Here is a 12188-nt window from a genome sequence, read left to right as displayed (position 1 = left end):
CGTCTCTCCTCGTCCGAGCCCGGGCGTGGGGCTCACCATGCGGTGCCTGCGATTCTATGTCGGACCGTCCGGCCGCGGGGCCGGGGGCGGTCCCTACCCCTCAGCCCTCCGTGATCTTGGCGTATCCGTCCGAGTCAAGCGTCTGCTCGAGCTGCGTCTCCAGATCCTCGACGTCCGGGATCTCGAGGACGACGATCCACCCCTCACCGTACGGGTCGGAGTTGACCAGCTCGGGCGACGTCTCGAGGGCGGTGTTGACCTCGACGACCTTCCCGCTGAGCGGCGCGTACAGGTCGGAGACGCTCTTGGGCGACTCGACCTCGCCGAACGGTTCACCCGACTCCGTCTCCCCGCCCACGTCCGGGAGCTGGACAAAGACGATGTCACCCAGCTTGGACTGCGCGTACTCGGTGATGCCGATGCGAACTCGGGTGTCGGACACCCGCTCCACCCACTCGTGCTCGTCGGTGTACCGGAGCTGGTCGGGGATGTTCTGGTCACTCACTGACGTGCCCTTCTCGCGTGGCTCACTTGGCGATTACATCTGGCGACATTACACACCGCCGGACGGCTCCACTGCAGTAGATCCGGGACGGCGCGGGGGGACGGACCGGGCGATCCTCCAGGCCTGCCACAGGTAGATCGAGCCGCTCCACGAGTAGAGGCCCACACCCCAGTACAGACACGCCTCACCGAGGATCAGGAACGCCTCTCCGCCGGGGACCCCCGCGAACCCGGCGAGGAGCAGCGGGAGGGACCAGAACAGCGTGAACGTGGCGGCTTTGCCCAGGTAGGTGACCTCCGGTTCGATCCCTCTCCGGCGATACACCGGCACGGTCCCCACCAGCAGCGCGTCCCTGACCAGGAGGACCACCACGACCCAGACGGGGATGTACCCGGCGACGGCGAAGGCCACGGGCACGGCGGCCACCAGGATGCGGTCGGCCAGGGGGTCGAGGCGCTCGCCCCACGTGGATCGCATGTTCCACAGGCGTGCGATCTTGCCGTCGAGCCAGTCGGAGACGACCAAGGCGCCGAGGAGCCACAGCGCCAGCGGCGGGTCGTCCCAGACCAGGATGCTCAGTACGAGCACCGGGATCAGAGCGATGCGCGCCAGCGAGATGGCATTGGGAAGCGTCCAGAACCTGTCGCTGACCTGGGGGTCGCTCGGCGGCGGTTCGTACCCGAGGCCGGGTGGCACCGCGGCGGAGAGGTGTCCGTCGCGCGGTTGCGGGATGCGCGCACCGAGGACCCTGCCCTCGCCGGTCCGCCATTCCCGCAGATCGGTCTCACGTCGTCCCTCCCGCGCGGCACTCATCGGAACGTCGACATCATCCCGGAGAAGACGTTGCCACCCGCCGCCATCGGGTTGTCGTGGACCATATACGTCCACGTCGAGGTGGGGCGCGCCATCGCGTTGGCCACGAGATCCACCCCCGAATCGGTGAACTCGATCTCGGCGAAGGTGGTCTCCGACTCCCGGACCGCGTCCGAGGCGAGATCTCTGAAGTGATCGATCGCGATCCGGTGGAACTCGTCGAGAGGGTTCTCCCGCCCCAGTGCCCTGAGGTGGATGGACTCGCGGACGTCGTTCATCGTCTCCAGGTGTCGGGCCCAGCCCCGGTCGAGATGCCACAGCATGATGTCCCGGCACCCCTGCACCACGGCATCGCGGCCGTGCGCCTCCACGAGTTCGGCACTGCGCGCCGGATCGTGCGCGGTGAGTTCCTCGAACGCCTTCTCCGTGACCAACAGGGCCGCCCGACGCTCGGCGAGGATCGCGCGTTGCTCGGCGAGGAGCCGGCTGTACCGCCAGGTGTTGGAGTGGATCGCGAGCATCTGCCCCTCGGTGACGCGCTGCGCGTGGTCGACCGCGTCGCGGCCACGGTTGCCCTTGAGCAGCCCGCTGATTCTGTCGTGCGAGGTGGGGATCTTCTCGGGCTCCAGGGCCGAGGTCACGACCGGGTCGTCCATCGCCGCGAAGAACACCGAGCTACCGGGGTCCCCCTGGCGCCCGGCGCGCCCCCGCAGCTGATTGTCGAGCCGCTCCGTCCGGTGCCGCCCGGTCCCCACCACGTGCAGTCCACCGAGTTCGACCACCTCGTCGCGGCGGGACTCGTCGGATCCACCCAGTCTGATGTCCGTGCCGCGTCCCGCCATCTGGGTGGAGACGGTGACGTTGCCCACGTCGCCCGCCTCGGCGATGATGGCCGCCTCCTCCTCGTCATTCTTGGCGTTGAGGATCACGCACTCCACGCCCTTCTCGGACAGTCGTGCGGCGAGTTCCTCCGACTCCGCGACGTCGTGGGTTCCCACGAGCACCGGCTGGCCGGTCGCGTGGACGGCGGCGATGTGCTCGACGACCGCGCGGGTCTTGCTGTCGACGTCGATGTACGTTCGATCGGCCTCGTCGACCCGGACGCAGGGGGTGTTCGGGTCGATCTGGGAGACACCGAGTGAGTAGAACTCGCGCAACTGCGCCCCGGCCGCGAGGGCCGTTCCCGTCATCCCGCACACGCGGTCGTACCGGCCGATGAACGCCTGGACCGTGATGCTGTCGAGGATCTGACCGGCCTCGGAGACCGCGACGCCCTCCTTGGCCTCGACGGCCGCCTGCAGCCCGTCCGGCCACCGTTGCAGTTCGGCGACACGACCCCGCGAGGCGTTGATCAGCTGGACCCGGCCGTCACGGACGATGTAGTCCACGTCCCGCCTGAGCAGGAAACACGCGTGGAGTGCGACGTTGACCTGCACCAGCGTCGTGGCGACATGCTCCTCGTCGTAGAGGTCATCGATCCCCAGTTCGCCCTCGATCGCCTCGGCGCCGTCGTCCGTCAGGAAGATGTTGCGACGCTCGGAGTCGGTCTCGTAGTGGCGGCCCGGTCGGAGTTTCCGGACCGCGGAGAGGATCTCCCCCGTGGGCGCCTCCCCGGAGGTGGACCCGGCGAGGACCAGCGGGACCAACGCCTCGTCGACGAGCACCGAGTCGGCCTCGTCGACCAGAGCGACGTCGGTCGTGGGCGCGATGAGGTCGGCCGGATCGGTGACGAGCTGCTCCCGCAGAACGTCGAAACCGATCTCGGAGACGGACCCGTAGGTGATGTCGCAGGCGTAGGCGCCCCGACGCTCCTCGCGGGTCGACGACTCGGTGACGTGACCCACCGTCAGCCCCAGGAGCTCGAACATCGGCCCCATCCACCGCGCGTCACGGGCCGCGAGATAGTCGTTGACCGAGATGACGTGGACGTGGTGCCCCTGGAGTGCGTAACCGGCCGCCGCGACCGCACCGGAGAGGGTCTTTCCCTCTCCGGTCGCCATCTCCACCACATCCCCCGCGAACATCCTCAGAGCGCCCTGGAGTTGGACGTCGAACGGCCTCAGTCCGACGGCCCTCGTCGCGGCCTCCCTGGCCAGAGCGAGGAAGCGTGCGAGGTCCTCGGGGGACTCGCCGAAGAGCTGCAGATCGTGGGCGGCGTCCGCGAACTCCGCGTCGTCCATCCCCGCGGACCAGTCGTCGAACCCGTGGGAGGCCTCGACCGCACTCTGCGCGCGCGAGGTGTCCCGGCCCTGGGTGGAGCCCATCAGCTTCCAGAAGCGGTTGGCGAATCCCACGCGTGGAGTCCTTCCCGGTCTACAGAACAGATGATGCCACCGTACGCAGGGGCTGACAGGGTCGGCGGCGCACCCCGCTGGTCTCCGCGTCAGCGCTCGGGGTCGATCTGCCCGCGCAGCCTGCGCATGGCCTCGGTGGAGAGCATCCGGTCACCGGCGCGTGCGGCCAGGTGCTCGGCCGTGAGGTCTGCAGGACTGGGTGCGTGCACGGTGGACGGAGGCCTCACACCGTGCTCGCGGGCGATGTCGTCGAGCCGCGCGGCCTCGGACACCGCGGCGTCGGCGCGGGTCTCCACCGACTCCACCAGTTCGCGGAACGCGACCGCCCGTTCGACCACCTCGGCCCAGACCTCGTCGATCGCCGCGCCCATCCCGGTCCGGGTGCTGAACCCGTCACGGGCGGGCGGGACACCCGGCGTCGCCGCCGTCTCCCGGAGCCGACAGAGGTCTCCGGCGAGCCCCACCAGCTCGGTCTCCGCGTCGAACTGCAACCGGATCTCCTCCACTGATCGCCCCCCGCGGACGTAGGCCCGGATGAGTCGGTCGTACAGACCGCCGACCTCCATCAGCAGCGCGGTGTACATCTCGGGGAGTCGGCGGTTGTCCGCCCGGATCCGTGGGAGCGAGGGCAACGACTCCACCACCGCCTGGACACGGTGCGGCAGGACGACCCGTCCCATCTCGCGCTGCCCGTAGGCGGCCGCGGCGGTACCCAACTCGACCATCGTCCTGGGCACCATCGGCACCGGCGCCCTCGTCGGCGTGGAGGCGAGGGCGTCGAAGAGCCGACCTCGGTCCTCCGGGTCCAGGTGGACCCCGCGCTTGCGGTCTGCGCGGATGTCCTTGATCCGATACGCGAACACACCTGCGCCCCGGGTGAACCCGGTGCGCAGCGAGACGTACCTCCGGTCGAGGTCGGCCAGACGGGTGCGCAACGCCATCCTCAGGACCGACGGCAACGGGGTGCCCAGCAGGCGCCTGAGGTCGTGACGTTGTTCCTCGATCACACGCAGCTGGTGGAAGCCGCCGACGGTGGGGAAGGGCAGATTCCGGTGGAGTCTCGCGAGCACCACACTGACGATCCGTGGTTCGACGAGGCCACAGGCCACCAGCAGGGCCGCCCGATCGGAGAGCTCTCCGGGTCCCGAGGAGGCCGCGCCCGCGCACAGGGCGTCGACGTGGCGGATCAGGCGGGCACGGGCGTCCTCGCCGTCACCGTCCTGATCGTGACTGGTCATTCCCGAGCACCTCTCCCCCGCTCCGACGGTCACCGCCGATGGACTTCATGCTGCCATGATGCCCCCTTCGGGGATCGCATGCCGTCCCGCTCGACCGGAGGGCTGATCCGTCGGCGTGCCACGTGTGGGGTGTTACCGCCGCTCGGACGAGATCCGGACGACCATCTTCCCGGTGTTGGCGCCGCGCATCATGTCGAGGAACGCGTCGACGGTGTTCTCGATGCCGTCGACGACGGTCTCGTCGTAGGCGATCTCCCCGGCGGCGAACCACTTCGTCATCTGCTCGGCGAACTCGGGTCCCAGGTGGAGGTGGCCGCCGAGCGTGAAACCGGTGAGTGTCAGTCCCCGGACGATGATGTTGGCCAGGTTGTCCGGGCCGGGTGTCCGGCCCTCGTCGTTGTACCCCGATATCGCGCCACACAGGGCGATTCGCCCGCCGTCGTTCATCACGTCGAGGGCCGCCTCGAGGTGGTCGCCTCCGACGTTGTCGAAGTACACGTCGACCCCCTCCGGGACCAGTGCGCCGAGTTGTTCACGGACGGGCGCGTCCTTGTAGTCGAGCGCGGCGTCGAAGCCGTACTTCTCGGTGAGCAGACGCACTTTCCCGGGCGATCCCGCCGATCCGATGACGCGACCGGCGCCCAGGAGCCGCGCGATCTGCCCTGCCGCGGTCCCGACCGCGCCGGCGGCGCCGGAGATGAAGACCGTGTCACCCGGGTTCAGGCCGGCGATGGCCGTGAGGCCCACGTAACCGGTCAGTCCCGTCATGCCGAGGATGCCGAGGTAGAGGGAGAGCGGCGCTCCGTCGAGCTCGGGCACGACGGTGAAGGTCGACGCGTCGGCCTGAACGATGTCCGACCACCCGTGCTGGTGTGTCACGACGCTCCCGACCGGGACGGAATCGTCCGTGGACGCGGTGACGCGGCCGACCGCGCCGCCGGTGATCGTCGCGCCGACGGCGTAAGGGGCGGTGTAGCTGCGCACGTCGTTCATCCGGCCCCGCATGTAGGGGTCGACGGAGATGTAGAGGTTCGAGACCCGGGCCTGTCCCGGTTCGAGTGGCCCGTAGTTGACCGTCGTGGTGCGGAAATCCTCGTGCGTCGGCCACCCCGAGGGGCGCGCGGCGAGCTGGATGTGGGTACTGGTGGCGGTGCTGGTGGCGTCGGTCATGGTTCTACTTCCGGGTGAGGTCGGGATGGGTGGTGGGGAAGGGGTGACGGCGCAGGCCGCTAGAGAGCGATCGCGAGCGCGAGCACCGAGAGCAGCGGGAGCACGCCCTGCTTGAGGGCCGCCTCCCGCTTGTCGGGCGCGGAGAGGAACAGGACGAAGGCCGCCGCGGCCATGGAACCGGCACCCGCGAACAGCAGCGCGGCGCCGATGGGCAGCGGACCGGCTAGGACGAACGCGATCCCGACCCCCGTGACGATCGCGAGGAAGAGGTTGTAGAACCCCTGGTTGAAGGCGAGCTGCTGGGTGGCGCGCGCCTCCTCGAGGCCTGTTCCGAAGACTCGGCGGGCACGTGCGCTCGTCCACATGAGTGACTCGAGCGCAAAGATGACGACATGGATCAGCGCCGCGAGGGCGGCGAGGACCAGGGAGACGATGAGCATGGTGCGACCTCGCAAGAGCGATGGGAGCGGACAGGTTCTAAACTGATCGTTTCAATATATACTAGACCGGACGTTTCACAAAAGGAGGCCGATCATGGGTCGCACACAGGGATTCGACACCGCCGCCGCCGTGCGCTGCGCACGTCAGGTCTTCTGGGAGTCGGGCTACGAGGACGCGGCGATCCCCGCCCTCGAGAGCGCCACCGGCCTCAACCGCTCGAGCATCTACAACGCCTTCGGCAGCAAGCGCGGCCTCTTCGACGCGGCGGTCGACAGTTACCTCGACGAGGTCATCCGCCCACTACTCCAGCCACTCACCGCGACCCCTGTCGCCCCCGACGCGATCGTCGAGTATCTCGCCAGGGTGCGGAGCGCGTTCCTCGACGAAGGCTCCTCGGCGTCCGCGAACGGGTGCCTTCTCGTCAATTCGGCGAACGCGCCGATAGCGCGGGACCCGGCGGTGCGCGAGGTCGTCGCCGCGTATCGGGAGGAGCTGCGCTCGGCCATCGGGCGCGGCGTCGTCGCCCACCGTCCCACGCACGGGCCGGAGGCCAACGCCCGTCTCGCAGACGCCTGCACCGCAATGATCGTCGCGGCCTTCGCGCTCACCCGCGTCGACAACGAGGCCGCGCTGCAGTGCATCGACACCGCCGCCCACCTCCTCGACGACCACGCCTGACGCGGCGACAGCCTCCGCCCCGGCTGACGAGCTCCGGGACGAAGGACCCCTGGGTGTAGTCTTATTGACAACGATTACCAATAAGGCACAGGTGTGGGTGGTCAGCGTGGGACCGTTGCCGGTCGCGGTCCCGCCCGACGCGGGCCGGACATCTGTGTTCCGCATGGGAAGGGACCGCCGTGACCTCAGAACCCCCGATGCTCGATGCCCTCGTCATCGGCGCGGGCCCCGCCGGGATCGGCACCGCGCTGGCTCTCGCCGCGGTCGACGACCTCGTCTTCGGTGTCGTCGAACGGGGCGCGATCGGCCAGACCTTCCTGGACTGGCCGGCGGAGCAGACGTTCCTCACCCCCTCCTTCACCGGAAACGGTTTCGGCGCCACGGACCTCAACTCCGTGCACCCGGAGACCTCACCCGCGTTCAGTCTCGGGGTCGACTACCCCACCGGGCGCCAGTACGCGACGTACCTGCGCGGCGTCGCCACGCACTTCGCCCTGCCCCTGCTCGACGGGACCGAGGTCACCTCCGTCACCACTCGGGACGGCGGCTTCGAGGTGCGGTGCTCGCGCGGACCGGTCCAGACGCGGTCACTGGTGTGGGCCGGGGGCGAGTTCGGAGACCCCGTCGCTCCGCGGATCACCGGACACACCCTGCTCGATCACAGCAGCGGGGCCGCCGCCTGGGGGGCACGCCCGGGTGACGTCGTGGTCATCGGTGGATACGAGTCCGGCATCGACATTGCCTGCCACCACGTCCGGAACGGCGCCCGGGTGACCATCGTCGACGAGCAGACACCGTGGGATGCCGGAACGGGTTCCGACCCGTCGTTCCGGCTCGCTCCCCGCTCCCGGATGCGCCTGCTCGCCGCGCTGTCGACCGGGCGGCTCACCCTGGTCGCCTCGAACGCCGTCGCCGTCTCTCCGACCGCGGACGGCTATTCGACCCGGCTGGGCGATGGCAGCACGCTGGCCAGCGGGAGTCGCCCGATCGCGGCGACCGGATTCGGTCCGGGGCTCGGCCCGGTGGAGCACCTCTTCGCACCCCGCAGGGACGGCTGGCCCGAACTCGACGAGGACGACCAGTCCACCATCACCCCCGGGTTGTTCCTGTCCGGGGCCACCATCCGGCACGGCGGGTTGAAGTTCTGCTTCGTCTACAAGTTCCGGCAGCGCTTCGCCCATGTCGCCCGGGTCATCGGCGACCGGGCGGGTAAGGACGTCTCCGCCCTCGATGCGTGGCGGGCCGCCGGCATGCTCACCGATGATCTGTCGTGCTGCGGCGTGGAATGCGAGTGCTGAGCTCCGGTCCGGAGCCTCGGGCGGTGCCTCGGCCATTCGCCGCCACGGTGCTCTTCCTCGCCGCGATCCTCGTCGGCGGCGCGACCGGGACGTGGTGGCCGGGCATCGCGGACCGGCTGGGCGGAGCCGTGGACCACCTGGTCATGCTGCTGGTGGCTGTCCTCTTCTTCACCCTTCCCTGGGGCGGTCTACTGGATCGACGCCGGGTGCCCCGGATCGCGCTCCTGGCCGTCGCCATGAACTTCCTGTTCATCCCGGTGGTCGCGTTCGCGCTGACGTCGGTGCTGATCCCGGACGACGCCCTGCGGGTGGGGCTCCTGATCTACTGCATGGCCCCCTGTACAGACTGGTTTCTCGGGTTCACCCGCATGGCCGGAGGCGACACCGCGGCCGGGTCGGCACTCATCCCCGTCCAGCTCGTCCTCCAGCTGGCGCTCTACCCGGTGTGGCTGGGGGTGTTCGCCGGGCACCGGGTCGTGAACACCGTGTCGGCCGCCGGCCCGGCGCTGATCATCTGGTTCGTGATCCCAGCCGTGCTCGCGATCACCCTTCGAGGGGCACTTCGCCTCGTGGCACCACCCTCCACACGCGGCCGGGTCATCGATGCCGCCGACGGTGCGGTGCCCTTCGTCCTCGCCGCGCTGATCGTGTGCCTGTTCGCCTCGAATGTGGGCACGATCCTGTCCGACCCCTCCGCGTTCGGCCGGGTGCTGCTCGTGGTGTTCGTCTTCTTCGTCGTCGTATACGTGGTGGGAGAGTCGATCGCCCGGGGATTCGGCCTCAGCCACCCCGAGCATGCACTGCTCACCATGACCACCTCGGCCCGCAACGCGCCGCTCATGCTGGCGATCACCGCGATCGCGCTGCCTGATCACCCCGCCATCGCGGCCGCGATTGTGATCGGCATGGTGGTGGAGTTCCCGCACCTCACCGCTCTCACCCACCTACTAGCCACGCAGCGACAACGCGGGCACGCGCGCGGTGACGGTCACCGCCCGGCCGGGGCGGTGCCGCGACCGACGGCCGAGGCCGATCACCGGGGCCGTGAGCGGGTGAGAAGCGGCGCCGTACTCCCCCGGCACTCGCTGATTGGGGAGTACCGTCGGCCAATGCGATCCGCCGAGTCAGCGACCGTCGATCTGCGGGCGATGGAACCAGCGCTGTGGCCGGCGTACCTGTCGGCCCGCTCCGGTCTCCCCGGCCCTCGCGCCAACCTCTCGTTGCTCACCGTTGCCGCGAGGCTCGCCGACGGCCACGCCATCGAGGCGATGATGTCCGACGGCGGTGAGTACCCCGCGATGTGCGCGGCCGCGGCCCTCGGACTGAGAGCGGGCAGCGCGGAGTGCGAGGACCGCGCCCGGGCGCTCGCGACGGATGAACGGTGGCGGGTGCGAGAGGGCGTCGCCATCGGTCTCCAGCTCCTCGGCGACGACGCGCCCGATGTGTTGGTGGGGATAGTCCAGAGGTGGGCCGACGATCCCGAGCTGTATCTCCAGCGCATCGCCGCCGTCGCCATATGCGAACCGCGACTGCTGCGCACCGCACCGGCGGCGGCCGTCGCCGTCGACGTGTGCCGACGCTGTACACGCCACCTCGTGGCGCTCCCGCCGGCTCTGCGGACCAGCCCTGCAGCCAGGAACCTCCGCCAGGCGCTGGGCTACTGCTGGAGTATCGCCGTGGCCGCCGATCCGGAACCCGGCCTGGCCGCCTTCCGTGACCTCCCGACGGACGACCGCGACGTCGAGTGGATCGTCACCCAGAATCTGCGCAAAAAGCGACTCGCGGCGCTGATGTGACGCCTGCGCACGGGAATTCGGGAGAGAGCGTCACCTCACCCGTCGTCGCGTAGTGGGACCCGGACGTCCCCACCCGACTCCTCGGTGATCCGCCTGCCCATCTGCACATATGTCGGCTCGGAGACGAAGCCCCCGGCGAAGAGCGCCTGGCCCTGCGCGAACGAGGCCGATCGCCGTATCTGATCCTCGCCGGCGAACCCGAACACCTCCGCCAGCTCCATCAGGTCTCTGGGCGAGTTGACGCGCATCAGACCCAGGTTGTCGCACTGCGAGAGGACGTTGGGGTGGATCTTGTTCGGTCGCTGCGTGGAGAGCAGCAACCACAGCCCGAACTTCCGGCCCTCCGCGGCGATCTGGACCAGTTGACGGGTGAGCGCCCGCTCGACGTCGGTCTGCGGATCGGGCGGGCAGACATTGTGCGCCTCGTCGATCACGATGAGGATCGGCTCGCGATCCTCGCGCCGCGTCCACAGGTGCTCCAGGACCGCCAACGCCGCCACCTTGGATTCGGCCGGGTGGGTGAAGCCGCCGAGATCCATCACCGTGGCGCGCGGGCGCTGATCGATCACGTCGACGGCAGAACTCGCGCCCCTGGACCACAGATCCCACTCGAGCACCTGGAGGTTCTCCATCCGGTAGGACAGACGGAACTCACCGGGGTCGGACGAGGCCCGCAGCCTTGCGAGCGCCTCCGCCGAGTCGAAATCCTCCGCGCGGACATCGGTGCGCAGGAGCACGTTGTACTCCTCCGCGTCCGCGATCGGGTCGAGCTGCAACAAGGCTGCCTTGGACGCCGGGGTCAGGTCCACGTACCGGGCGTGCAACCGGTCCCCCGCACCCTCCGACGAGCGCAGCACCCTGATGTCGAGCTCCGCGAGCCGGGCCACCTCGGCCGCACCGGCCTCCTCGCGGGCTTCGGGCAGCCTGACGAAGTCCGCATTCGGGTCAAGGATGACCATGGGGAGCTCGGTGTGCAGCAGTAGCTGTTCGAGGACCACGCCCAGCGCGTAGGTTTTCCCGCTGCCGCTCTGCCCGCACCAGAAGGTGTGGCGGTTGAAGCGACGGGCATCCAACCGGACCGGGACATCCGTAGCACCCACCGCGCTGCCGATCGTGATCTCCGTCATCGTCACCCCTTATGTGCACACCGGTGGAGGAGATCTCATCTAATCACCGGCGTTCCACCCCCAGGCGCGAAATCGGTCAGTGCGGTACTACCCCTCGTCCGGGAGGTTGATCGTCCACTCGTCACGGTGCGACACGATGAGCACCGAGGGCCCGGGAGCCAGATCGAGGCCGAACTCTGCATCGGCACTGGGGGTGGTCACCACATTTTTCGGAGTCCCGCCCGAGCGAGGGAGGGAGAACTCAGTGACCGCCATCCCGACAGCGGTGTCTGCTCGGCTCCCCGTGATCACACCGCCCTCCCCGTCGTACAGAAAGACCCGCGTGCCTCGTCCCTCGCTCGCCAGCGGCGGGGCCGACGACACCGGCACCACCGAGAGCTCCCACACGCCGTCCCCCTCGACCTCGAGCCCGTGCGGAGCGGGATTCGCCGGCCACCACATCGACTCGCCGTCAAAGGTCCCCCGGTCGGCGGTGTTCGCTTCGATCACGCCGTCGATGAGGATCATCTGTTTCTCGCCCTCGCCATCCAGACTCCACAGAACTAGTGGTTCGGTTCCCTCATAGGTCATCCGGATAATTCCGCCATCAGTGTCTGCGACTTCGGGGGGTAGCGGAACGACCGCCTCGCCCTCGCCCGACGCCTCGACGGCATCGAAGCTCCCATACCGCTCGTCAGCGCTCTTAGCCGCAGACCTGTCGGCAGCAGCGGGTGACGGCGACGAGGACGCCCCGGGGTCGTCGGGCGACGGAGAATCACCCGAACATCCGACGAGGAACGCGGCAAGCGCGATCACCACCGGCCCAGCGGCGAGACGGCCGCGTGGAGG

11 protein-coding genes are annotated in these 12188 nt (G+C 69.3%); 3 read left to right on the top strand and 8 right to left on the bottom strand.

The window, feature by feature from the left end:
- Window positions 1–100 precede the first annotated feature (100 nt).
- The 6 genes from gcvH to ABIE38_RS03775 form a co-directional block, all read right to left on the bottom strand.
- Entirely contained in the window at window positions 101–505 is a 405-nt protein-coding gene (gcvH, locus tag ABIE38_RS03800; RefSeq protein ID WP_354054102.1) for a glycine cleavage system protein GcvH, read from the bottom strand.
- 48 nt (window positions 506–553) lie between these two features.
- A complete protein-coding gene (locus ABIE38_RS03795) occupies window positions 554–1318 on the bottom strand; it encodes a CDP-alcohol phosphatidyltransferase family protein (protein WP_354054101.1) in 765 nt (254 codons plus the stop codon).
- Window positions 1315–3612, bottom strand: coding sequence for an accessory Sec system translocase SecA2 (secA2, locus tag ABIE38_RS03790; protein WP_354054100.1), 2298 nt, complete (start codon window positions 3610–3612; stop codon window positions 1315–1317). The genes ABIE38_RS03795 and secA2 overlap by 4 nt, the downstream gene beginning before the upstream one ends.
- An 89-nt stretch (window positions 3613–3701) precedes the next feature.
- The gene (locus tag ABIE38_RS03785; protein ID WP_354054099.1) at window positions 3702–4850 is read right to left on the bottom strand and encodes a hypothetical protein; all 1149 of its coding nucleotides are present in this window, start codon (window positions 4848–4850) and stop codon (window positions 3702–3704) included.
- Between the two features lie 132 nt (window positions 4851–4982).
- Entirely contained in the window at window positions 4983–6020 is a 1038-nt protein-coding gene (locus ABIE38_RS03780) for an NADP-dependent oxidoreductase (protein WP_354054098.1), read from the bottom strand.
- Window positions 6021–6079: 59 nt separating this feature from the next.
- A complete protein-coding gene (locus tag ABIE38_RS03775; RefSeq protein WP_354054097.1) occupies window positions 6080–6460 on the bottom strand; it encodes a DUF1304 domain-containing protein in 381 nt (126 codons plus the stop codon).
- Window positions 6461–6554: 94 nt separating this feature from the next.
- On the opposite strand from ABIE38_RS03775, the gene ABIE38_RS03770 reads away from it, so the two are divergent.
- The 3 genes from ABIE38_RS03770 to ABIE38_RS03760 all read left to right on the top strand — a co-directional run bounded on the left by ABIE38_RS03770 (window position 6555) and on the right by ABIE38_RS03760 (window position 10233).
- A complete protein-coding gene (locus ABIE38_RS03770; RefSeq protein WP_354054096.1) occupies window positions 6555–7139 on the top strand; it encodes a TetR/AcrR family transcriptional regulator in 585 nt (194 codons plus the stop codon).
- A gap of 179 nt (window positions 7140–7318) precedes the next feature.
- Window positions 7319–8437, top strand: a complete 1119-nt coding sequence (locus ABIE38_RS03765; protein WP_354054095.1) for an NAD(P)/FAD-dependent oxidoreductase — start codon at window positions 7319–7321, stop codon at window positions 8435–8437.
- 23 nt (window positions 8438–8460) lie between these two features.
- Window positions 8461–10233 (top strand): hypothetical protein, encoded by a 1773-nt coding sequence (locus tag ABIE38_RS03760; RefSeq protein ID WP_354054094.1) that lies wholly within the window; start codon window positions 8461–8463, stop codon window positions 10231–10233.
- Between the two features lie 35 nt (window positions 10234–10268).
- On the opposite strand, the gene ABIE38_RS03755 is transcribed toward ABIE38_RS03760, so the two are convergent.
- On the bottom strand, window positions 10269–11360 hold the full coding sequence (locus tag ABIE38_RS03755; protein WP_354054093.1) for an ATP-binding protein: 1092 nt from the start codon (window positions 11358–11360) through the stop codon (window positions 10269–10271).
- An 87-nt stretch (window positions 11361–11447) separates the two neighbouring features.
- The gene (locus ABIE38_RS03750) at window positions 11448–12155 is read right to left on the bottom strand and encodes a hypothetical protein (RefSeq protein ID WP_354054092.1); all 708 of its coding nucleotides are present in this window, start codon (window positions 12153–12155) and stop codon (window positions 11448–11450) included.
- Between the last annotated feature and the right edge of the window lie 33 nt (window positions 12156–12188).

Origin of the sequence: Dietzia sp. 2505, assembly GCF_040546785.1 — a bacterium.
Classification (GTDB): Bacteria; Actinomycetota; Actinomycetes; order Mycobacteriales; family Mycobacteriaceae; genus Dietzia.
The sequence above is the reverse complement of the archived record's forward strand: the minus strand, read 5'-3'. Positions and strand labels throughout refer to the sequence as shown.